At 61.1% G+C, this 22,119-nt stretch carries 24 protein-coding genes and 1 pseudogene; 14 read left to right on the plus strand and 11 right to left on the minus strand.

Annotated elements, in window-relative coordinates; genetic code table 11:
* Nucleotides 1-42: 42 nt before the first annotated feature.
* From G7025_RS21505 to rpoE, 4 genes are all read right to left on the minus strand, one after another.
* On the minus strand, nucleotides 43-1,485 hold the full coding sequence (locus G7025_RS21505; RefSeq protein ID WP_181081103.1) for a DegQ family serine endoprotease: 1,443 nt from the start codon (nucleotides 1,483-1,485) through the stop codon (nucleotides 43-45).
* A 235-nt stretch (nucleotides 1,486-1,720) separates the two neighbouring features.
* A complete protein-coding gene (locus G7025_RS21510) occupies nucleotides 1,721-2,689 on the minus strand; it encodes a MucB/RseB C-terminal domain-containing protein (protein ID WP_181081104.1) in 969 nt (322 codons plus the stop codon).
* Between the two features lie 16 nt (nucleotides 2,690-2,705).
* The gene (locus G7025_RS21515) at nucleotides 2,706-3,293 is read right to left on the minus strand and encodes a sigma-E factor negative regulatory protein (RefSeq protein ID WP_003172479.1); all 588 of its coding nucleotides are present in this window, start codon (nucleotides 3,291-3,293) and stop codon (nucleotides 2,706-2,708) included.
* A gap of 32 nt (nucleotides 3,294-3,325) precedes the next feature.
* Complete coding sequence (gene rpoE, locus G7025_RS21520; protein WP_003172477.1) at nucleotides 3,326-3,907, minus strand: RNA polymerase sigma factor RpoE; 582 nt, start codon at nucleotides 3,905-3,907, stop codon at nucleotides 3,326-3,328.
* Nucleotides 3,908-4,370: 463 nt separating this feature from the next.
* Between rpoE and nadB the strand changes: the two genes are divergently transcribed.
* Nucleotides 4,371-5,987 (plus strand): L-aspartate oxidase, encoded by a 1,617-nt coding sequence (gene nadB, locus G7025_RS21525; RefSeq protein WP_181081105.1) that lies wholly within the window; start codon nucleotides 4,371-4,373, stop codon nucleotides 5,985-5,987.
* Here nadB and G7025_RS21530 read toward each other — a convergent pair.
* The gene (locus G7025_RS21530; RefSeq protein ID WP_181081106.1) at nucleotides 5,956-6,402 is read right to left on the minus strand and encodes a protein YgfX; all 447 of its coding nucleotides are present in this window, start codon (nucleotides 6,400-6,402) and stop codon (nucleotides 5,956-5,958) included. The two genes, nadB and G7025_RS21530, sit on opposite strands and share 32 nt — an antisense overlap.
* Nucleotides 6,386-6,640, minus strand: a complete 255-nt coding sequence (locus G7025_RS21535; protein ID WP_034096390.1) for an FAD assembly factor SdhE — start codon at nucleotides 6,638-6,640, stop codon at nucleotides 6,386-6,388. Before G7025_RS21535 ends, G7025_RS21530 begins: the two co-directional genes overlap by 17 nt.
* A 141-nt stretch (nucleotides 6,641-6,781) precedes the next feature.
* Between G7025_RS21535 and ygfZ the strand changes: the two genes are divergently transcribed.
* Together ygfZ and G7025_RS21545 are read left to right on the plus strand one after the other, a co-directional pair.
* Nucleotides 6,782-7,723, plus strand: a complete 942-nt coding sequence (gene ygfZ, locus G7025_RS21540; protein WP_181081107.1) for a CAF17-like 4Fe-4S cluster assembly/insertion protein YgfZ — start codon at nucleotides 6,782-6,784, stop codon at nucleotides 7,721-7,723.
* A 36-nt stretch (nucleotides 7,724-7,759) separates the two neighbouring features.
* The gene (locus G7025_RS21545) at nucleotides 7,760-8,581 is read left to right on the plus strand and encodes an HDOD domain-containing protein (RefSeq protein ID WP_181081108.1); all 822 of its coding nucleotides are present in this window, start codon (nucleotides 7,760-7,762) and stop codon (nucleotides 8,579-8,581) included.
* On the opposite strand, the gene G7025_RS21550 is transcribed toward G7025_RS21545, so the two are convergent.
* Both G7025_RS21550 and G7025_RS21555 read right to left on the minus strand, forming a co-directional pair.
* Nucleotides 8,582-9,967, minus strand: coding sequence for a sensor histidine kinase (locus tag G7025_RS21550; RefSeq protein WP_181081109.1), 1,386 nt, complete (start codon nucleotides 9,965-9,967; stop codon nucleotides 8,582-8,584).
* The gene (locus tag G7025_RS21555; RefSeq protein WP_181081110.1) at nucleotides 9,960-10,631 is read right to left on the minus strand and encodes a response regulator; all 672 of its coding nucleotides are present in this window, start codon (nucleotides 10,629-10,631) and stop codon (nucleotides 9,960-9,962) included. Before G7025_RS21555 ends, G7025_RS21550 begins: the two co-directional genes overlap by 8 nt.
* A gap of 237 nt (nucleotides 10,632-10,868) precedes the next feature.
* On the opposite strand from G7025_RS21555, the gene G7025_RS21560 reads away from it, so the two are divergent.
* The 6 genes from G7025_RS21560 (at nucleotide 10,869) to G7025_RS21585 (ending at nucleotide 16,186) form a co-directional block, all read left to right on the plus strand.
* On the plus strand, nucleotides 10,869-11,042 hold the full coding sequence (locus G7025_RS21560; RefSeq protein ID WP_181081111.1) for a hypothetical protein: 174 nt from the start codon (nucleotides 10,869-10,871) through the stop codon (nucleotides 11,040-11,042).
* Between the two features lie 43 nt (nucleotides 11,043-11,085).
* Nucleotides 11,086-12,075, plus strand: coding sequence for a Bug family tripartite tricarboxylate transporter substrate binding protein (locus G7025_RS21565; protein ID WP_181081147.1), 990 nt, complete (start codon nucleotides 11,086-11,088; stop codon nucleotides 12,073-12,075).
* A gap of 59 nt (nucleotides 12,076-12,134) precedes the next feature.
* Nucleotides 12,135-12,593, plus strand: coding sequence for a tripartite tricarboxylate transporter TctB family protein (locus G7025_RS21570; RefSeq protein ID WP_181081112.1), 459 nt, complete (start codon nucleotides 12,135-12,137; stop codon nucleotides 12,591-12,593).
* Nucleotide 12,594: 1 nt separating this feature from the next.
* Nucleotides 12,595-14,109 (plus strand): tripartite tricarboxylate transporter permease, encoded by a 1,515-nt coding sequence (locus G7025_RS21575; protein WP_181081113.1) that lies wholly within the window; start codon nucleotides 12,595-12,597, stop codon nucleotides 14,107-14,109.
* On the plus strand, nucleotides 14,102-15,130 hold the full coding sequence (locus tag G7025_RS21580) for an AbrB family transcriptional regulator (protein WP_181081114.1): 1,029 nt from the start codon (nucleotides 14,102-14,104) through the stop codon (nucleotides 15,128-15,130). Before G7025_RS21575 ends, G7025_RS21580 begins: the two co-directional genes overlap by 8 nt.
* Nucleotides 15,131-15,247: 117 nt before the next feature.
* Nucleotides 15,248-16,186, plus strand: coding sequence for a YncE family protein (locus tag G7025_RS21585; RefSeq protein WP_181081115.1), 939 nt, complete (start codon nucleotides 15,248-15,250; stop codon nucleotides 16,184-16,186).
* 16 nt (nucleotides 16,187-16,202) lie between these two features.
* On the opposite strand, the gene ung is transcribed toward G7025_RS21585, so the two are convergent.
* On the minus strand, nucleotides 16,203-16,895 hold the full coding sequence (gene ung / locus G7025_RS21590) for a uracil-DNA glycosylase (protein ID WP_181081116.1): 693 nt from the start codon (nucleotides 16,893-16,895) through the stop codon (nucleotides 16,203-16,205).
* Between the two features lie 138 nt (nucleotides 16,896-17,033).
* Here ung and G7025_RS21595 point away from each other — a divergent pair, with 138 nt between their 5' ends.
* Complete coding sequence (locus G7025_RS21595) at nucleotides 17,034-18,146, plus strand: enoyl-CoA hydratase/isomerase family protein (RefSeq protein WP_181081117.1); 1,113 nt, start codon at nucleotides 17,034-17,036, stop codon at nucleotides 18,144-18,146.
* A 3-nt stretch (nucleotides 18,147-18,149) separates the two neighbouring features.
* Here the strand turns inward: G7025_RS21595 and G7025_RS21600 are convergent, their stop codons facing one another.
* Nucleotides 18,150-18,572: a DUF3757 domain-containing protein gene (locus G7025_RS21600; RefSeq protein WP_181081118.1), complete on the minus strand. Its 423-nt coding sequence runs from the start codon at nucleotides 18,570-18,572 to the stop codon at nucleotides 18,150-18,152.
* Nucleotides 18,573-18,722: 150 nt separating this feature from the next.
* Complete coding sequence (locus G7025_RS21605; RefSeq protein WP_181081119.1) at nucleotides 18,723-19,103, minus strand: hypothetical protein; 381 nt, start codon at nucleotides 19,101-19,103, stop codon at nucleotides 18,723-18,725.
* 316 nt (nucleotides 19,104-19,419) lie between these two features.
* Between G7025_RS21605 and G7025_RS27275 the strand changes: the two are divergent.
* The 4 genes and pseudogenes from G7025_RS27275 to G7025_RS21620 all read left to right on the plus strand — a co-directional run.
* Nucleotides 19,420-20,184: pseudogene (locus G7025_RS27275) on the plus strand (MCP four helix bundle domain-containing protein); the annotation flags it as partial.
* Nucleotides 20,179-21,042 (plus strand): methyl-accepting chemotaxis protein, encoded by an 864-nt coding sequence (locus G7025_RS27280; protein WP_409523076.1) that lies wholly within the window; start codon nucleotides 20,179-20,181, stop codon nucleotides 21,040-21,042. The pseudogene G7025_RS27275 and the gene G7025_RS27280, both read left to right, overlap by 6 nt.
* An 84-nt stretch (nucleotides 21,043-21,126) precedes the next feature.
* The gene (locus G7025_RS21615) at nucleotides 21,127-21,339 is read left to right on the plus strand and encodes a cysteine-rich CWC family protein (RefSeq protein ID WP_181081121.1); all 213 of its coding nucleotides are present in this window, start codon (nucleotides 21,127-21,129) and stop codon (nucleotides 21,337-21,339) included.
* Entirely contained in the window at nucleotides 21,339-22,031 is a 693-nt protein-coding gene (locus tag G7025_RS21620) for a pseudouridine synthase (protein ID WP_181081122.1), read from the plus strand. Before G7025_RS21615 ends, G7025_RS21620 begins: the two co-directional genes overlap by 1 nt.
* Nucleotides 22,032-22,119: the final 88 nt, after the last annotated feature.

Here is a 22,119-nt window from a genome sequence, read left to right on the forward strand (position 1 = left end):
CTCTCTCTAAAGGAAAGCGGGGCTTTTTATTGAGCTGGCGCGTTACTCGGCCAGTTTGAACGTAATGAAGCTGGCACGGCCTTGACGCAGTACACGCATCGACACAGAACGATTCTTCGGCAGCGCTTTGGCAATGTCAGTGAACTGCTTGGTCGTGTCGATCGCCTGGTTGTTCAGGTGCGTAATCACATCACCCGGTTGCAGACCGATCAACGCGGCAGGCCCATCCTGCACTTCCTTGATTACCACACCGCTCTTGAGGTCGAAGCTCTTCTTCTGCTCGTCAGTCAGCTCGGCCACCGCAATGCCCAGGCGATTGCTGCTGCGCTCGGCGCCCGGCTTGGTATTACCCAGCGCATCCAGGGTGGCGCCTTCTTCAGGAATGGCGCCGACGGTCAGCTCCACATTCTGACGCTTTCCATCACGGATCACTTCGAGCTTGGCTTTACTGCCCGCCTTCAATGCACCGACCAGATGCGGCAGGTCGGCCGACATGATGATCGGCTGGCCATTCATGCTCAGGATCACGTCACCGACCTGCAGGCCACCCTTGGCGGCCGGACCATTGTCCTGAATCTGCGCAACCAGTGCGCCCGCCGGTTTGTCGAGCCCGAAGGATTCAGCCAGGTCCTTGTTCACTTCCTGGATTACCACGCCCAACCAGCCACGACTGACCTTGCCACCGCTTTTGAGCTGATTGGAAACATCCATGGCCACGTCGATCGGAATGGCAAACGACACGCCCATGAAGCCACCGGAACGGGTATAGATCTGCGAGTTGATCCCTACGACTTCACCCGCCAGATTGAACAGCGGCCCACCGGAATTACCCGGGTTGATCGGGACGTCAGTCTGGATGAACGGCACGTAGTTTTCATTGGGCAGGCTACGACCAATGGCGCTGACGATACCTTGCGTTACCGTATGGTCAAAGCCAAAAGGCGAACCGATGGCGACCACCCACTGACCGGCTTTCAGGTCTTGGGACTTGCCCAGTTTCAGCACCGGCAGATCCTTGCCATCGATCTTTAACAACGCCACATCGGAGCGCGGATCGGTGCCTATCAACTTGGCTTTGAGTTCGCTGCGATCAGCCAGGCGCACGAGGATCTCGTCCGCATCGGCAATCACGTGATTATTGGTGAGAATGTAACCATCCGGGGAAATGATGAAGCCCGAACCCAGCGATTGCGCTTCACGCTGACCGCCACCACCGCCACCCCGTGGCGCCCGGGGTTGTGGCATGCCACGCTCGAAAAACTCACGCAACATGGGCGGCAGGCCTTCGAGATCCGGCATCTGCTGGTTCGACACTTTGCGATCCGGCAGCTTCTGCGTGGTACTGATGTTCACTACGGCTGGCGAGGCCTGCTCAACCAGTTGGGTGAAGTCAGGCAGATCGGCCGCTTGCACAGGCACCGCCTGACCCAGCACCAACACCGTGGCGATTATGGATAGATAGGATTTCAAACGTGGTATCGACATACAGCTCCCGTTACGACGAGCAGGGTTGAGCGACAGGGTTCAATAAACGCCGGAAAACCGCGACCGACGTCTTTGTTCCGCGAACAAAACAAGGCCAGAGCCGACAAGCCCTGACCTATAAAAAACATGGAAGGTTTTTGCAAGTGAAAATCCTGATCCAGACATTTCATGCTCTCGGCAGCCAGGCGGGCATGGACGTAAGTTGAAAGGTCAAGATGAACATAGGATTAACAACTCACGGTGCAGGTTTGGCGGATGCCTTTTTTTCACCGCGCACCGATAACGCGATGCGTTCGGCAGTGCCTATGGGGATTTCTCCTACCACCGTCACCATCATTTCGCCATCGACGGTATTCAGACGCCGGGACACTGCGACGGTCGGGCCCAGCTGCGTTCGAGCTTCCGTGACACTGCCATCGCTGATCAGCTCCAGAAACACCGAGAACCGTGCCAGGCCGTCGTCATACATCATGCTGTCGACGATGGCTTTGGTGTGGACATCCTTTCGCGCACTAGTGCGGGTGAGCTGAAACCCCGGCGGCAACCAATCCAAACGCCATATGTGGGTGGGCTGCACCTCAGGCGCACTGCTATTAGCCAGGGCAATGGGCGTGCAGTCCTTACTCGGCTGCAAGTTGCGATCATCCGGCTGGACCGAGGTGTTCAAGCGCGTGAACTGGAATCGCTCCAGCAGTTGCCCTTGGTCGTTAAGCAGCAGGGATTTGAGCGCGAGTGCGGTTTCGCGATCCAGATGCAACTCGAACCCATACCGGTATTGATCACGCGGCGTAACGGACACAATCACGGCATTACGACCAGCCACACGGGATTTTCCGATGACGGCCAGTTCATAAAATTGATTGAGTTTTTGCGGATCAAGCGCGCGCGAAGGTGCATCGCGGGAATTCCCAAGCCCGGGCACTAAAGTGCCGCTTACGCATTGGGTACGGCCATCCTCTCGCACGACTTCCTGGGCAGAGCCATCGAGCTGCAAAAGGCGCTCTCTGACTTGACCGTTCTGGACACGATGCCAGATGTCATGGGTGGAAAAACTGCCATTACGTTCATAGACGAACGTACCTTCAAAACTTTGGGTCTGCTCTGCACGCCCAAGTCGATTAAGCCAGTCCTGCGCTTCATCGGCATGGGCGGGGAGTACAAACCAACCACTGATCAACAGCGTAAGGAGCGGTATGGCGCGCATAAAGCTCCTTATCGGTTCAACGGTTTTCCAGGCTTGCAGCGCGAGCGTATGGCAGAGCACTTTCAGTGCCTTTCAAGGCCGATTCCTGAGCGTGTTGGCGCAGGTAACCTGGAAGACGCTGATCCTGCCAGCCGGATTGCCCCTGGAGCACGCCGTTAGCCATCGGGCCGGTCGTGTCGGAGCTTTCCTTGTAGCCGGCAAGTACGGCCGGACCTTTGACCTGCGGGCCAGCCATAACCGGCTGCTGGGTCTGCTGGGCCAATTCGGCACCGGCAATTTCGTCCTGGTTGTACAGGCGAACACCCGCCAGCACGGCAACAGTCACCGAGGCTGCCACTGCAAGGCGACCCAGGCTACGCCAAGGACCACGAGCAGCTTTAGCCGGAACGGCTTCATCAGCCAGCGCGGCAGAAACAGCCGCAGCAATATCCAGACGAGGGATTAGAAGATCCTTGTGCATCACCGCCCGAGCGACTTGGTAACGAGACCAGGTATCACGGGTTTCGGCATCATCAAATGCGTTGAGCACTCGACGAAGTTCCAGTTCATCCGCTTCGTTATCCATCACTGCGGACAGCGATTCCTGCAGGGCATCACGACTCATGGCGGTTCCTCTCTTGGCTGTCGCCGCTGTCTTTAGTTTTCCTGCAACAACGGTTGCAAGGCTTTGTCGATGGCTTCCCGGGCCCGGAAAATCCGTGACCTTACAGTCCCCACCGGACATTGCATGACGCTCGCAATGTCTTCGTAACTCAGACCATCGAATTCACGTAAAGTTAATGCGGTACGCAAATCTTCCGGCAGTTGCTGAATTGTGCGATGAACGGTTCCTTCGATCTCGTCGCGCAGCAATGCACGCTCCGGCGACTCGAGATCTTTGAGGCCGTGATCACCATCATAAAACTCAGCATCTTCTGAACTTACATCGCTATCCGGTGGGCGGCGGCCGCGAGACACCAGATAGTTTTTCGCCGTGTTAATGGCGATTCGGTACAGCCACGTATAAAACGCACTGTCACCGCGAAAATTGCCGAGTGCACGGTAAGCCTTGATAAAAGCTTCCTGTGCAACGTCCTGCGCTTCATGGGTGTCGTGCACAAACCGCACGATCAACCCGAGAATTTTGTGCTGGTATTTCAGCACTAGCAGATCAAATGCTCGCTTGTCGCCGCGTTGTACGCGCTCAACCAGCTGCTGATCCTCTTCCTGGGTTAGCATGAACACTCCTCGTAGTACTTGAAGGAGGCTTGCATAACTAAACGATCAGGCTTGCAAACATAGACTCGGTCTTTTCGCAAAAGTTCTCCCCCTCCAAGCAAGTTTCCGGCATGCACTGATTTGGCACACACGAAAAACGCAGCGCGGGTAACGCCGGCTGCGCGAATAATCTTGTCGTCGGTTTTCTGACGCGTCCAATGCTCCCGACGGGCCAATAAACTCAACGTTTTCCCAGCTTTCGGGCAACCTGCTATTGAGTCGGGAGCCATGCAAAAAGTTCCCGATTCGATAACCGGCTGATTATACCCAAGCCACGCACCGTAATCTCATATTGCCACGCATGCCTGGCTATTGTGCCGGTCCCCCCCTCTATATACTAGTGGGCCGTGTGACCCTTTGATTCGCCGATCCCGGCGTTCTGTCAGCGCCACCCTTGCGGATCGCTTTTTGCGGAATCCTATAAATGAGCCAACAGTTTCAACACGATGTTCTGGTGATTGGCAGCGGCGCAGCCGGATTGAGCCTTGCCCTGACCCTGCCCAGCCATCTGCGCATCGCGGTGCTGAGCAAAGGCGACCTGGCCAACGGCTCGACATTCTGGGCCCAAGGCGGCGTGGCGGCGGTTCTGGATGACGCCGACACTGTGCAGTCCCACGTCGAAGACACCCTCAACGCCGGCGGCGGCCTGTGCGACGAGGACGCGGTGCGCTTCACCGTCGAGCACAGCCGCGAAGCGATCCAATGGCTGATCGACCAGGGCGTTCCCTTTACCCGTGACGAGCACGCACGCGCCGACGACGGCGGCTTCGAGTTCCACCTGACACGTGAAGGCGGCCATAGCCACCGGCGCATCATCCACGCCGCCGATGCAACCGGCGCAGCCATTTTCAAGACCCTGCTCGACCAGGCTCGACAGCGCCCGAACATCGAACTGCTGGAGCAGCGCGTCGCGGTCGACCTGATCACCGAAAAGCGCCTGGGCCTGGACGGCGAACGCTGCCTTGGCGCCTACGTGCTCAACCGCGGCAGCGGCGAGGTCGACACCTATGGCGCGCGCTTCACCATCCTCGCCTCGGGTGGCGCAGCCAAGGTCTACCTCTATACCAGCAACCCCGACGGCGCCTGCGGCGACGGCATCGCCATGGCCTGGCGCTCGGGCTGCCGGGTGGCCAACCTGGAATTCAACCAGTTTCACCCCACCTGCCTGTATCACCCGCAGGCCAAAAGCTTTCTGATCACCGAAGCCCTGCGTGGCGAAGGCGCACACTTGAAACTGCCGAACGGCGAACGCTTCATGCAGCGTTTCGACCCGCGCGCCGAACTGGCACCGCGCGATATCGTCGCACGCGCCATCGACCATGAAATGAAGCGCCTGGGCATCGACTGTGTGTATCTGGACATCAGCCACAAGCCTGAAGCATTCATCAAGACCCACTTCCCCACCGTCTACGAACGCTGCCTGACCTTCAATATCGACATCACCCAAGGCCCGATCCCGGTAGTGCCTGCCGCGCACTACACCTGCGGCGGCGTAATGGTCGACCAGCATGGCCGCACCGACGTGCCGGGCCTGTATGCGATTGGCGAGACCAGCTTCACCGGCCTGCATGGCGCCAATCGCATGGCCAGCAACTCGCTGCTTGAATGCTTCGTCTACGCGCGTTCGGCGGCGGCGGACATACTCGAGCAATTGCCGCGAATCCCGGTGCCGGCCGCCCTGCCCCGCTGGGACGCCAGCCAGGTCACCGACTCGGATGAAGACGTGATCATTGCCCACAACTGGGACGAGTTGCGGCGTTTCATGTGGGACTATGTGGGGATCGTGCGCACCAATAAGCGCCTGCAGCGCGCGCAGCACCGAGTGCGCTTGCTGCTCGATGAAATCGACGAGTTCTACAGCAACTATAAGGTCAGCCGCGACCTGATCGAGCTGCGCAACCTGGCCCAGGTCGCCGAGCTGATGATCCGCTGCGCCATGGAGCGAAAGGAAAGCCGAGGCCTGCATTACACCCTCGACTACCCGCAGATGCTGCCGGAGGCCCGCGACACTATCCTGGTGCCAACCACCTACGGCGGCTGAACTTCAGGCGTACCCGCAGGCGCCGATGCGTATCGGTGGCCTGCGAATCCCTCGGCACGCAGATCGAACGCGACCACCATTGCCCGCGCACGCGATAGCGCAGCACCACGATCGGTGGCAGTGCCAGGCTGTCGGGGCGCAACTGCACGGCGTGCCAGCCACGCTGTTCACTGAACAACTGCCAACCCTCTTCATCTCGGCGCAGGCCGCAGACCGATGAAGGATGGGTTAACAGAATATGTCTGGGCAGCACCCAACCCGCATGCGCAAGGCACAGCAGCATGCAAAGGCTTGAAAATGGCACATCCACTGCCGACAAGGCACCCAGCGCGAACACCTGGGCAAGCAAATACGCCACCAGCAGCCTGCGCGAAGGCTGCCAGCGGCATTCGAAACGGTTACTTGGGCTGGACACGGTCCAGGATCATCCGAACCATGCGCTGCAGTTCCGGATCGTCCGACTCGGCGCGCTCCATGAACCAGCCGAACATATCCTGGTCCTCGCATTCCAGCAGTCGCACATACACCTTGCGATCCACCTCATTGAGCGTGGAATAAACCTCTTTGACGAATGGCACCAGCAACACGTCCAGCTCAAGCATGCCGCGACGGCTGTGCCAATAGAGGCGATTGAGTTCTACATCTTCGACCATGGAGCGCTCCTCAAATAGAGCGCAAGTATACAGGCCCGACGGCAGCGCAACAGTCGGCTTTGGTCGTGCGCCCACGGAAACTATCCATTTGCCGGGCGCCCCTCTATGATGCACCCAAGACTTTTTGACCTGCGATGACCCATGGCCGACTCTGCTTTTTTCTGCCCCCTGTCCCACGAAGGCGTTCTTGCCGTGCGCGGTGCCGACGCTGCCAAATTCCTGCAGGGCCAATTGACCTGCAACCTCAACTATCTGAGCGACACCCAGGCCAGCCTGGGCGCGCGCTGCACACAAAAAGGGCGCATGCAGTCCAGCTTTCGCATCCTGCTGCAAGGCGACGGTGTGCTGTTGGCGATGGCCACCGAGCTGCTGGAACCGCAACTGGCCGATCTGAAGAAATACGCGGTGTTCTCCAAATCCAAGCTCACCGACGAAAGCGCCGCGTGGGCACGCCTGGGCCTGTACAGCGCGGATTCAACCCTGGCCAGCCTCGGGCTTGAACTGCCGGCCGACACCGACAGCGTTGCCCGCAACGAACACTTGATCGCGATTCGCGTGTCACCTGATCGCAGCGAACTCTGGGTGCCGGCGGAACAGGCCGACGCGGTACATGGCCAGTTGAGTGCGCAATTGAAAGAAGCCGATCTGAACGAGTGGCTACTGGGCCAGATCCGTGCCGGTATCGGCCAGGTCATGCCCCAGACCCGCGAGTTGTTCATCCCGCAGATGCTTAACCTGCAAGCCGTCGGTGGCGTGAGTTTCAAGAAAGGCTGCTACACCGGCCAGGAAATCGTCGCGCGCATGCAGTACCTGGGCAAACTCAAGCGCCGCCTGTACCGCTTGAGCCTTGAATCGACGCAAATGCCCGAGCCAGGCACCCCGCTGTTTTCGCCCAGCCATAACAGTTCGATCGGTGAGGTGGTAATCGCGGCCAATGCGGGTCCGGTGATTGAACTTCTGGCCGTATTGCAAGCCGAAGCTGCCGATAGTGGCGATGTGCATTTAGGCACGCTCGAAGGCCCCGGCCTGCAACTGCTTGACTTACCCTACACGCTGGACCGCGATCGAGAGATCCAGCGTTAGTCGCCGTACTTTCTTGCAACACCCTAGAGAACATGAATGAACAAGCTGGCGGAAAAAGTCCAACAGGCTTTGGTCACGGCCATCGAAAACGATGACCTGGTTCTGCCGACATTACCGGAAGTGGCCCTGAATATTCGCAAGGCCGCCGAGGACCCGGAAATCAGCATCAGCCACTTGAGCAAAGTGATCGGTCGCGATACCGCCCTGTCCGCACGCTTGATCAAAGTGGTCAACAGTCCGCTGCTGCGCGCCACCCAGGAAGTCACCGACCTGCACACCGCCATCACACGGCTGGGCACCAACTACAGCAGCAACCTGGCGATCGGCCTGGTGATGGAGCAGATTTTTCATGCCCGCTCTGAAACGGTCGATCAGAAAATGCGTGAAGTGTGGCGCCGCAGCCTGGAAGTGGCCGGCGTGAGTTACGCCTTGTGTCGCAGCCACAGCCAGCTCAAGCCGGACCAGGCAGCGCTTGGCGGTCTGGTGCACCAGATCGGCGTGCTGCCGATCCTGACCTACGCCGAAGATCACTACGAGTTGCTGTCCGACCCGGTCAGCCTCAACCACCTGATCGACACTATCCATCCAGCCTTGGGTGATAAATTGCTCGGCCGCTGGGACTTTCCGGAGATGCTGGCGAAACTGCCTGGCCAATACCTGAACCTTGAACGCGACTCCAGCCGCCTTGACTACATCGACCTGGTGCAGTTGGCGGTGCTGTATTGCTATCGCGGCACCGATCACCCGCTGGCGAGCGTGGTGGTTTCCGAAGTGCCGGCGATGAAAAAGCTCAAGGTCGACCCCTACAGCGACCGCCTGCGCGCGGAGCTCGATGAAGCACGCTCGATGTTCTACTGATCAACCGGCGATAAAACTCACCCTTACTTTCAGCCCCGCGCGCTTGCCATCGTGCAGGCTGATCTGGGCCAGATGCGCCCGGCAGATTTCCCCGACAATCGCCAAGCCCAGGCCCGAACCCATGCCCTGCTGACTGCGCCGGTAGAAGCGTTCGAACACCCGCTCCCGCTCATCCTGCGGGATCCCCGGGCCGTCGTCCTCCACCTCCAGTACCGCCGGTGCCGTCACCCGCAGGATTACATTGCCACCGGGCGGCGTGTGCGCCAGGGCGTTGTCCACCAGGTTGCTCAGCAGTTCGTTCAACAGCGTTGGCTCGCCGCGCAACCACACCGGCTCATCGGCTTCCAATGCCAGCGCCACGCCACGCGCATGGGCCAGGGGCGCCATCGCCATCCCCAACTCACGGGCCAACTGGCTCAGATCCAACAACTGCGCGCCGCCTTCTGCAATTGCCCGTGCGCCGTTCTCGATACGCGCAAGAGACAGCAATTGATTAGCCAGATGGGTCAGGCGATCAGTGCCCTGCGCAGCGGTTTCCAACGTGCTGCGCCAGGTGGCCGGGTCTTCGGCGCGCAGGCCCAACTCCAGGCGCGCCTTGAGCGCAGCCAAAGGGGTGCGCAGTTCGTGTGACGCATCGGCGATAAACTGTGCCTGGCGTTCGAACTGCCCGCGCAGGCGCTCGGTAAAGTGGTTGAGCGAACTGACCAGCGGGCCGAATTCGTGCTGCACTTCCACCAATGGCAGCGGCCGCAGATCGTCGGGCTGGCGTTCTTCCACGGCCTTGCGCAGACGCTCCAGCGGGCGCAGCGCGGCGCTCACGGCAAACCACACCAGGAGCAACGCGCCGACCGCCAGCATGCCCAGGCGCAGCAGCGTATCGGCCATCAAACTGCGAGCCATGCTGACGCGGGCTTCGTCGGTTTCGGCCACACGGATTTCCGCCATGCCGTTCATGTTCGGCTCGGACACCGCCTTGAGCAGGCTCACCACCCGTACTTCCTGACCCTGATACTTGGCGTTGTAGAACCGCGCCAGCGCCGGGTAATCATCGGTGCGCGGCGTGCCGGGAGGCGGACCGGGCAGGTTCTCGTAGCCGGAGATCAGCTTGCGATCAATGTCGTTGACCTGGTAATAAATGCGCCCGGCACTGTCGTAGGCGAACGTGTCCAGGGCCACATAGGGCACATTGGCGCTGAGGGTGCCGTCCACCTGGGTCAGGCCTGCGGCGATGGTGCGCGCCGACGCGAGCAACGTGCGGTCGTAAGCGGTATCGGCGGCTTCGCGGCCGTTCCAGTAGGCACTCATGCCGCTGGCCAGCATCAACAACACGAGCAACAGGGCCAGGTTCCACACCAGGCGCCAGCGCAGGCTGCTGGGCTTATGCATCGCGAGCTTCCAAGAGGTAGCCGAGGCCGCGGAAAGTCACAATGGCGATGGGTTGGCCATCGAGCTTCTTGCGCAGGCGATGCACATAGATTTCGATTGCATCGGGGCTGGCCTCCTCGTCCAGGCCAAAGACCTGCGAAGCCAGTTGCTCCTTGCTCATCACCCGGCCCGGGCGCGCGATCAGCGCTTCGAGCACCGCCTGCTCGCGGGAGGTCAACGTCAGCAGTTCGCCGCCCAGCGTGAAGCGCCGGGTATCCAGGTCATACACCAGTACGCCGCAGGCCTGCTGACGCTCGCCGCCCAGCACGCTGCGGCGCAACAGGGCCTTGACCCGCGCCTCCAGCTCCGTCAGCTCAAAGGGTTTGGCCAAGTAGTCGTCGGCGCCCAGGTTGAGGCCATGCACGCGGTCCTTCACGTCGCTGCGCGCGGTCAGCATCAACACCGGCAGGTTTTTCCCACGGGCCCGCAAGCGTGCGAGCACCTCGAAACCATCCATGCGCGGCAGCCCCACATCCAGGATCGCGACCGCGTAATCCTCGCTGCTCAAGGCCAGGTCGGCGGCCACGCCGTCATGCAGCACGTCGACCGTCAGACCCGTGCTCTTGAGCGCCTGGGCCACACTGTCGGCAAGTTGCAAATGGTCTTCAACCAGAAGGACACGCATGGTTTTCTGCCTCGTTCAGGGGGTGGTCGACGCCACGCTTTGGCGGGGAGTTTACAGGCGCCCGATGCCCTGTGAAGCCCGGAAACATTGAAAGACTGCTGAAAGGTTAGTGAAAGCTTCGCCCATTAGCATCCAGCTCATGGTGAGCCTTGCCCACCCAGTTGCCCAAGCCGCAGCGCCCGCAAAACGCCTCGATGCGTTTTCGTCACAATAAGAACAATAACGGAGTGCACAACCATGCTGTCGACACAGCGCCAGAACCGCCCGCCTGTTCGCTTTCCTCGCTTGAACCACGCCGCCCTCGCCGGCGTTATTTCGTCGTTCAGCCAAACCGTCGTCCTCGAAGACCGCGGCACGGCCGCTGATGCGGATGAAGTGCGCCTGCTGGACCGCAAAGGCGCCGCACGCTGATAAGCAGTGCCTGGTAGTAGAACCTCATAACAAAAAGACGGAGATACCCATGACTCTTTCATTGCGTAAATTGGCCCTCGCCGCCGGCTGCATGCTGTTCGCCGGCCAACTGCTGGCCGCCGACGAGCCCAAGCGTCCGGAATGTATCGCCCCCGCCTCCCCCGGCGGCGGTTTCGACCTGACCTGCAAACTGGCGCAAAGCGCACTGGTCAACGAGAAACTGCTGACCAAACCCATGCGCGTGACCTACATGCCCGGCGGCGTTGGCGCGGTGGCCTACAACGCCGTGGTCGCCCAGCGCCCGGCGGATGCCGGCACCCTGGTGGCCTGGTCCAGCGGCTCGCTGCTGAACCTGGCCCAGGGCAAGTTCGGGCGTTTCGACGAAAGCGCCGTGCGTTGGCTGGCCGCGGTTGGCACCAGCTACGGGGCCATCGCAGTGAAAAGCGATTCGCCCTACAAGACCCTCGACGACCTGGTTCAAGCCCTGAAGAAAGATCCAGGCAGCGTTGTAATCGGTTCCGGCGGCACCGTCGGCAGCCAGGACTGGATGCAAACCGCCCTGATCGCCAAGGCCGCCGGGATCAACCCGCGCGAGCTGCGCTATGTGGCCCTTGAAGGCGGCGGTGAAATCGCCACCGCGCTGCTCGGTGGCCACATTCAGGTGGGCAGTACCGACATCTCCGACTCCATGCCCCACATCCTCAGCGGCGACATGCGCCTGCTGGCGGTGTTCTCCGAGCAGCGCCTGGACGAGCCGGAAATGAAAGACATCCCAACCGCCAAGGAGCAAGGCTACGACATCGTGTGGCCAGTGGTGCGCGGCTTCTACCTCGGGCCTAAAGTCAGCGATGCCGATTACGCCTGGTGGAAAGACGCCTTCGACAAACTGCTGGCGTCCGAAGAGTTCGCCAAGCTGCGTGACCAGCGCGAGCTGTTCCCGTTCGCCATGACCGGCCCGGAGCTGGACACCTATGTGAAGAAACAGGTGGCTGACTACAAAGTGCTGGCCAAAGAGTTCGGCCTGATTCAGTAAACGCCCCTCTGTCGCGCGGCCATGCCTGGCAAACCCCAGGCATGGCCCAGGAGTTCACCATGCTCTTACAACGCATATTCGCCGCCGCGCTGCTGCTGGCCTGCGCCGGCCTGGCGCTGATGGCCTGGCCGTATCAGGCGTCGTTTTCCTACGAACCCGTAGGGCCTCGCGCCTACCCGTTGCTGATGCTCGGGCTGATGAGCCTGGCGCTGATCTACATGCTGTTCCGCCCGCAACCAACCAAGCACACCGAAGAAGAACCGGCGCTGGATCGCGAAACCCTGGTCAAGATCGGTTTCTGCGTGGCGCTGCTGATTGTGTTCGCCGCCACCTTCGAACCATTGGGCTTCATCCTCAGCAGCATGCTGATCGGCATCCCCATGGCGCGCCTGTACGGCGGTCGCTGGGTGCCCAGCATCGTGATCGTCACCTTGATGGCCATCGGGCTGTACCTGCTGTTCGATAAAGCCATGGATGTGCCGCTGCCCCTCGGCCTGCTCGACGTTCTGGAGAACTGATATGGATACTTTCGGCTACTTGGGCCAGGGCTTCGGCGTGGCGCTGTCTCCTTACAACCTGGTGACCGCCCTGTGCGGCACCTTGATCGGTACCGTGGTCGGCCTGCTGCCGGGCCTGGGCCCGATCAACGGCGTGGCGCTGTTGATCCCCATCGCCTTCGCCCTGGGCCTGCCGCCGGAATCGGCGCTGATCCTGCTGGCGGCGGTGTACCTGGGCTGCGAATACGGCGGCCGGATCAGCTCGATCCTGCTCAACATTCCGGGCGAGGCCTCCACCGTAATGACCACCCTCGATGGCTACCCGATGGCCCGTAAGGGCCTGGCCGGTGTGGCGCTGTCGCTGTCGGCGTGGAGTTCGTTCATCGGTGCGTTTATCGCCACCTGTGGCATGGTGCTGTTTGCGCCGTTGCTGGCCAAGTGGGCGATTGCCTTCGGCCCGGCGGAATATTTCGTCCTGATGGTGTTCGCGATTGTGTGCCTGGGCGGCATGGCCGGCGACAAGCCGTTGAAGACCTTTGTCGCGGCATTGATCGGGCTGTTCCTCTCGGCGGTGGGCATCGACGCCAACAGCGGCGTGTACCGTTTTACCGGCGATAACATTCACCTCACCGACGGCATCCAGTTCGTCGTGTTGGTGCTGGGCCTGTTCTCCATCAGTGAGATCCTGTTGCTGCTGGAAAAAACCCACCGTGGCCAGGAAGCGGTCAAGGCCACCGGACGCATGATGTTCAACGTCAAGGAAGCGGCGTCGGTGTTCGTGGTGAACATCCGCTGCGGTCTGCTGGGTTTCATCATGGGCGTGTTGCCGGGTGCCGGCGCAACCCTGGCCTCGGCCGTGGCCTACATGACCGAGAAACGCATGGCCGGCGCCAGCGGCAAGTTCGGCCAGGGCGATATGCGCGGCCTCGCCGCCCCGGAAACCGCAATCGGTGCCTCCGCCTGCGGCGCTCTGGTGCCGATGCTGACGCTGGGCGTGCCCGGTTCGGGCACCACGGCGGTGATGATCGGCGCACTGTCGCTGTACAACATCACCCCCGGCCCGCTGTTGTTCCAACAGCAACCGGACATCGTCTGGGGCCTGATCGCCTCGTTGTTTATCGCCAACATCATGCTGGTGATCCTCAACATCCCAATGATCCGTCTCTTCACGCGCATCCTCGCCGTGCCGAACTGGGCGCTGGTGCCGGTGATTGCGATTATTACCGCGATCGGTGTGTACGCGGTGCATGCCACCACGTTCGACCTGTTCCTGATGGTCGGGATCGGCATCTTCGGCTATATCCTGCGCAAGCTGGACTTCCCGCTGTCGCCGGTGCTGCTGGGCTTTATCCTCGGTGGCCTGATGGAGCAGAACCTGCGCCGCGCGCTGTCGATCTCCAACGGCGCGCTGGAGATTCTGTGGTCGAGCCCGATAACCTTCGGTGTCTGGGTGCTGACGGCGTTTATGCTGGTCTTTCCGCTGATCCGCATCTACCGCAAACGCGCCCTGCAGCGTCGCGCCGTGGCCGATGTCTGAGGTCACCTTTAAACAGTGGTGGGGAACACCGCTGGTCGGCCTGGCCGGCGGTTACCTGGCCAGCCTGATCGGCTGGCCGTTGCCGTACATGGTCGGCTCGTTGCTGGCGATCATTCTGGTGCGCTGCCTCACGCCGTGGCAGTTGGCGGAGATTCCCGGCGGGCGCAAATGCGGCCAGTGGGTAGTGGGGATCGGCATCGGCCTGCACTTCACCCCGGTGGTGATCGAGCAGGTGATGAGCCACTTCGGCCTGATCTTCTTCGGCGCGCTGGTCACCAGCCTGTCGAGCGTGGTGGGCGTGTGGCTGATGCGCCGCAGCGGTGAAGACCGCGCCACCGCGTTTTTCTCCAGCATGCCGGGCGGGTCCGGTGAGATGGTCAACCTCGGCGCACGCAATGGCGCGGTGCTCAGCCGTGTCGCGGCGGGGCAGAGTCTGCGCGTGCTGGCGGTGGTGCTGTGCGTACCGGCGATCTTCAAGTATTTGCTGGGGGGCGGCGCGCCGCAGTTTCATCCGGCACCGGTGAGTTGGGCGTGGCTGGCGTTGCTGTTTCCACTCGGGGCTCTGGTGGCCTGGGGTTGGCAGCGCCTGCGTCAGCCAAACCCGTGGTTGTTCGGCCCGTTATTGGTCAGTGCGACCGCCAGCGTTGTCTGGGATTTGCATATCGGCCTGCCCGACGGCGGCAGCCAGATTGGCCAATGGCTGATCGGCAGCGGCCTGGGCTGCCATTTCAATCGCCAGTTCTTCCGCCGCGCCCCATCGTTCATGGCCCGCACCTTGATCGGCACCGCCCTGACCATGGTACTGGCGACGCTGGCCGCCGTGGGCCTGAGCGCCCTCACCCACTTGGACCTGCGCTCGCTGACCCTGGGCATGATGCCCGGAGGCATTGCCGAGATGAGCCTGACGGCGGAGACACTGCAATTATCGGTGCCGTTGGTGACGGCGATGCAAGTGATGCGTCTGCTATTTGTGCTGTTTTTGGCCGAACCATTGTTCAGGCGCTGGAACCGCCAACCCTGACCGCCAAAAGTGGCCCTCCAGGGCCACGACCATTTGTCGGAACTGTCAATTTTCACAGCTAGCCGAACCTACCTTTAGGGCCTTTTATGGAGCGACTCCCCTCTGAGGATTGCAATCATGGCGACCCCAACCGAAATAACGCTCGAAAACGACGACAATGAAGAGCCCGCCGCGATCGTCAATACGGTTGCCGTCCAGGGGGCCCCCAATCACCTGGTACTCAATGGGGACGGAACACGCCTGTATGTCGCAAGCTCCACACTCCCCCAAGGCATTAGTGTCATAGACACAGCGACCTTCAGCGTCCTCAGGACAATCACCAATGTGGGGTCACCCGTTTGGCTGGCCATGCACCCCACTGCCCCACGTCTTTATGCCAGCGATAACAGTCAGGCCAGCGATACGCCAATCACAGTGATAGACACCTTGACCGATACCGTCAGCGAACAGATCAAGGGGTTTACTACCATCAATGGCATGACGTTGAATTCTACTGGAGCACGCTTGTATGTAGCTGACCATGGCGCCTCAGAAGTGGTGGTGATCAATACCTCCAGCCACCAGCGCATCGCCGCCACCCAAGTGCGTTACCCTCGAGAGATTACGGTAGCGCCAGGCAACGCCCGTTCACACCTCGCCTCGGATCTGGACGGATGGACCAGCGTCAACCTGGGGACCAACAGGGTTGTGAGCCAAACCCATACCGTTGCCGGTCAATCTACCTCCATTGCTCACGCTCGCTTCAGTGCGCGGGTCTATATCGCCTATAGGGATCGAGGTGAGGTATATATCGGCGACACCACCACCGCACAGGTCAGTAAGATATTGGACGGATTGCTAGGCCCCTATCAGGTGGCATTTCATACGATGCTCGAGTTCGCCTACATCACGGAAACCGATGGCGACCGCGTGAGCATACTCGATACCCGTACACAAACCGTAACCGGCACGCTCGCGGGCTTCAACAAACCGCGGGGTATCGTCGTGACACGCGACGGCCGAACCGCCTATGTTGCCAATATCGGCAATGGCACCGTATCGCAAGTCCGCTTGTAGCCTATCTTCGCCCGGCTCAGAGTAACGGCAGGCGCCACTCAATCGGCGTCTCGCCGTTCTGCTCGAGAAACTTGTTGGCGCGGCTGAAATGCCCGCAGCCGATAAACCCCCGGTACGCCGACAGCGGCGACGGATGCACCGACGTCAACACCAGGTGCTTGGTGGCGTCGATCAGCTTCTGCTTGCTCTGCGCATGGGCGCCCCACAACAGGAATACCAGGTGCGGCTGGTGCTCGCTGACCACCTCGATGATCCGATCGGTAAAAAACTGCCAGCCCTTACCCGCATGGGCATTGGCGTTGGCGCGCTCCACGGTCATGGTGGTGTTGAGCATCAGCACGCCTTGGTCGGCCCAGCTCTGCAGATAACCGTGGTTGGGGATGTCGATGTTCAGGTCGCGCTTGAGTTCTTTATAGATATTGACCAACGACGGCGGCGCCGGCACGCCCGGTTGCACCGAGAAGCACAGCCCATGGGCCTGGCCAGGTCCGTGGTAGGGGTCCTGGCCGAGTATCACCACCTTGACCTTGTCCAGGGGCGTCGAATTGAGCGCATTGAATATCAGCGGGCCGGGCGGGTAGATCTCTTTGCCGGCGGCATGCTCCTGGCGCAGGAATTCGCGCAACTGGGCCATGTAGGGCTTGTCGAACTCGTCGCGCAGGGCGTCTTTCCAGCTGGGTTCGAGTTTGATGCGGTCGCCGTCGGTCATCGTTGAAGTGTCTTGTAAAAAAAAGAATGAGGCGAACCCTAGGAAAGCCGACTCCGCTTGTCAATTGATCTGACACACCACCGGCACTTTCCCACCAAAGGATCATACTGATCCTTCACTTTCTCGATTGAGGTCACGATGAATCTGCACTTTGAAGAACTGACCGGCAGCGGCGGCGCCCGTATCGGCATCGCCAGCCTCGACGCGGAAAAAACGCTCAATGCCCTCTCCCTGCCGATGATTCTGGCCCTTGGCGACCGCCTGGAAGCCTGGGCCAAAGACCCGCAAATCGTCTGTGTGTTGCTGCGCGGCAATGGCCCCAAAGCGTTCTGCGCCGGTGGCGAAGTACGCAGCCTGGCCCAGGCGTGCCTTGAGCACCCCGGTGAAGTGCCCGCGCTGGGCGCGCAGTTTTTCGCCGCTGAATATCGCCTCGACTATCGCCTGCACACCTATCCCAAACCGCTGATCTGTTGGGGCCATGGCTACGTGCTGGGCGGCGGCATGGGCCTGCTGCAAAGCGCGGCGGTGCGTATCGTCACGCCGAGCAGCCGGCTGGCCATGCCGGAAATCAGCATCGGCCTGTACCCGGATGTAGGCGCCAGTTGGTTCCTGTCGCGCCTGCCGGGCAAACTCGGTGTGTTCCTGGGCCTGACCGGTGCGCATATCAATGGGCGTGATGCCCTGGACTTGGGGCTGGCCGACCGTTTTCTGCGCGATGACCAACAAGATCAGTTGGTCGAGGGCCTGTTGCAACTGAATTGGCAGGAACAGACCGCGATGCAACTCAACAGCCTGCTCAAGGCCCTGGCCCAGGAGGCGCAGGACCAACAGCCCGAAGCACAGTGGCTGCCGCGGCGTGCACAGATCGACGCCTGGCTGGACGTGGGCGATGTGCGCTGTGCATGGCGGGCCCTGAGTGCCCTGCGCGAGCATGCCGATCCGCTGTTCAACCGCACCGGCAAGACGTTGAGCGAAGGATGCCCGCTGACGGCGCATCTGGTGTGGGAACAGATCCAGCGCGCGCGTCATTTGTCCCTGGCTCAGGTGTTCCAGATGGAATACACCCTAAGCCTCAATTGCTGCCGCCACCCGGAGTTCGCCGAAGGGGTGCGGGCGCGGTTGATCGACAAGGATCAGACGCCCCATTGGCACTGGCCGGATATCAACACGGTACCCGACGCCGTGGTGCAGGCGCATTTCAGCAAGGCGTGGGAAGGTAGGAATCCTCTGGCAGATCTTTCTGATTACTGACAGCTATCTTCGGAGTTGCTTTACGGTAAACGAGCAGTTGTCCGGCTGGCGGTCTTCACAGATGTACACGTCCCGGCCGAAGGGATCCTCGACCAGACGCCAGTGCGATGTCGCGGTCAGCGAAAAGCTGTAGGGGCCGTTCTTCGCGCTGTAGCGTAATGCGACCGACTGGCCGCGGTTAGTGCTGTAAATGCACTGTTCAAAATACCCCTCGTCGCGCGAGTCCCCCTCCTTCGGAATAAACACAGCGCCTACGAAACGCTCGACATAACCGTCGTACGGAACGCTGGGGCTGCGCCAGAGGGTCCTTCCATCAAGCGCCTGGAACCGGTTTTTTTCGTAGCGAACGGTCGATGGGTACGGGCACCCCTGCGCGGCGCTCGTCTGTATGACCGCACAGCTCAACAGCAGAAGTAGACAGGACATGGATCTGGTCAAAGGACGCCCCCAAAAGGCACTCACTATCCTGTGAGTGAAGGACATCCTGGGCAAAAAAGAAACCTGTTATAAATGACAGTCCCGATAAACGGTTGCAAAAAAAGCGGCGCTCTATGCGCCGCTGCTCATTCAGGACCTTCAGCGGTGACCGCCGCGGCCTTGTCCATGATCACCTCGATGGCCGCGGTCGCCCCGGTCATAGCCACCATGCCCTCCACGGTCGCCCCAACCGGGGTTTGGATAAGGCCGGTAGCCGGCGCGCGGGCCCGCAGGGTAATAGCGTGGTGCCGGCTGGTAGTAACGCGGGGCGGAGTAATAGCGCGGCGCAGGCGTGTAATAACGCGGTGCCGGGTAGTAGTCGCGTCGGTATTGATACACCGAACCGCCACCGTAGTAGTACGCCGGTGCAGGTGAGGTGTAGACCTCGGAACGGTAATAGCTCTGGCCTCCATCGTAATAAGGCACGCAAGCGGTAAGGGTCAGACCGAGTAAAGCGCTGAGCAGCATTCGTCGATACATGGCGGCCTCCTGGACCGCGAGGGAGCACCTTCAGCGACGCTGAAGGGCGGCATTCAGCTTTCACCGAATGACGAAATATCTGACATCAAAAACGGAATCTGGTGCGTTCCGGCAACACATTGATACATCTATGTCGACCGGCGGCAAGGCCGCCGAAGCCACGTCGCCAGCGGCTCCCACGGCGGCTTCAGCTTTAACGTTTCAGTTAATTTTGAAACACCGAAACTCTTCGGCTTACGATGATGTCATTATGATGTCGCGCAACGCCAGGGAGGCTCTAGCGTGCATCCTTCGCTAACATCCCCGGATTCGAGCCATGAAAATTTCAACCAAGCTGCTGCTTTCATTTCTACTGTGTGCGCTGGTCACCCTTGGGGTCGGCCTGCTGGGTATCAAGGGGGTCGTTCGGCTCGCCACGGCGTTGGAACTGACGTTTTCCAACAACCTGGTGTCCGTGAGTAATACGGCGGCCACCCTTAATGGGCTGGTGGCGCACAACCGAGGTTTGTACCGCCTGATGGACGCCAGCCGAGGCGATGTGGCGCAGCAGGACCGCGACCGCGTACGCCAGGATATCGGCAACGAACTCAAGCGCAGTCAGAGCGCTTACGCCACCTACCGGGCAACCCCGCTGGAAGACGACGAACGGGCGGCCGGTGACAAGCTCGATCAGATCTGGCCAACCTACATCAGCAGTGCCGAACGCATCATGACGCTGCTCGACGGCGGCAAGATCGACCAGGCCCGCGTGGAGCTCAACACCACCAACAACGAGCTGTTCCGCCAGGCGCGCGAACTGATCCGCATAATCATCGATTCCAACAACCGCCAGATCAAGGAAGGCGCCATCGCTGCCGAGCAACTGCGCGACAGCGCGTTGACGTGGATGATCAGCGGCATCGTCCTGGCCTTTATCATCGCCATCAGCGTGGGCGTGCTGATCACCCGTCTGATCACGCGCCCCATCGCACAGGCGGTACAGAGCGCCCAGCGCATTGCCGACGGCGACCTCACCCACGCCATTCTCACCGAGCGCACCGACGAAGCCGGGCAACTGTTGATGGCGCTGTCCGACATGCAGGGCGGCCTGAAAAGCACCCTGGTGGAAATTGCCAATGCGGCTGATCAACTGGCCTCGGCCGCCGAAGAGTTGAGCGCGGTCACCGATGAAAGCAGCCGCGGCCTGACCCGCCAGAACGATGAGATCCAACAGGCGGCCACCGCCGTAAACCAGATGACCGCCGCAGTGGACGAAGTGGCGAGCAACGCCGTATCGACCTCGCAAGCCTCGCACCAGGCCACCACCGAAGCCGAGGAGGGTCGCCAGCAAGTGGAACAGGCGGTGTCGGGCATGTCGTCGATGGTGCTGGAGATCAACGATTCGACGCAATCGGTCGCCGACCTGGCCAACCAGGTGCGCGAAATCGGCAAGGTGATCGACGTGATCCGCAGCATCGCCGACCAGACCAATCTGCTGGCCCTCAATGCGGCGATCGAAGCGGCGCGCGCTGGCGAGCAAGGCCGTGGTTTTGCCGTGGTTGCCGACGAAGTACGCGCGTTGGCCCATCGCACCCAGACGTCCACGGTCGATATCGAAAAAATGATCGGCGAAGTACAGGTCGGTGCCGATGGCGCGGTGGCGGCAATGAACAAGAGCCTGACCTGGGCCAATAACACCCAGACCCTGGCGCAGAGTGCCGGTGAAGCGCTGCAGCGCATCACCGCCAGCGTGGCGAGGATCAACGAGCGCAACCTGGTGATCGCTTCGGCCTCCGAGGAACAGGCCCAGGTGGCCCGTGAAGTGGATCGCAACCTGCTCAATATCCAGGACCTGTCCACCCAGACCGCGGCCGGTGCGCACCAGACCAACGCCTCCAGCCAGGACCTGTCGCGCCTGGCCACCTCCTTCAATGTGCTGGTGAGCAAGTTCAAGCTCTGAGTAGCCGACGCAAGGTCGGCCCTGTATCGTGCAAGGCACGCCGGAATTGACCGGCTCCTTGCCCGATACCGTCTGAACCCACCGATGACCACGCCCACCCTCTGCCCCGCCTGTGGTGCCCGCAACGACTGCGCCCTGGCCGACCCACGCCGCGTTGACCAGCCCTGCTGGTGTTACAGCGTCACCATCGATCCGGCAGTGCTCCAAGCCTTGCCCGATGCACTGCGCAACCAGGCCTGCCTGTGCCCGCGCTGCGCCCAGGTCGACCAGCAACTGCGCGACGCCGGCCCGTCCTGATGCGTGTCGATCGTTTCCTCAGCAACCTGCCGCGCTTCAATCGCCAGCAAGTGCGCCTGCTGCTGGTGGAACGCCGGATCAGCGTCGACGGCGTGGCCGTCAGCGATCCCCATCATGACGTGCGCGAATTCAGCCGGGTGTGCGTGGACGGGCAAGTGCTGCAGGCGGGCAGACCGGCGCGTTATTTCATGCTGCACAAGCCCAAGGGCTGCGTGAGCGCGACGGCGGACGCCCGGCATCCGACCGTGCTCGACTGGCTGGACGAGCCGGATAAAGGCGAGCTGCATATCGCCGGGCGGCTGGACTTCAATACCACCGGTTTGCTGGTGATCACCAACGACGGCCAATGGTCGCGCCGCCTGACGCAACCGCAGACCAAGTTGCCCAAGGTGTATCGGGTCCACACCCAACAGGACATCGGCCCTGAGTACGCGGCGACGTTCGCCGCCGGCCTGTACTTTGCTTTCGAAGACCTCACCACCCAGCCCGCCGAGCTGGTGTTGCTGGGACCGAGGATTGCACGCTTGAGCATCGTCGAAGGCCGCTACCATCAGGTCAAACGGATGTTCGGGCATTTCGATAATAAAGTGATCGATTTGCACCGCGAGCGCATGGGGCCGCTGGAGCTGGATGCGACCCTCGCGCCGGGCGAGTATCGGGCATTGACCGACGCGGAAATCCGCCAGGTCTGACCACCGTTCAGCCGGTGCAGGCAAAAACCGGTTCGAGCGCCTTGCGGCATCCCGGGTCTGCTGCTTGAATCACCACGTCAGCCGCACT

It is taken from the genome of Pseudomonas lurida (assembly GCF_013522705.1).
Lineage (GTDB): Bacteria > Pseudomonadota > Gammaproteobacteria > Pseudomonadales > Pseudomonadaceae > Aquipseudomonas > Aquipseudomonas quebecensis.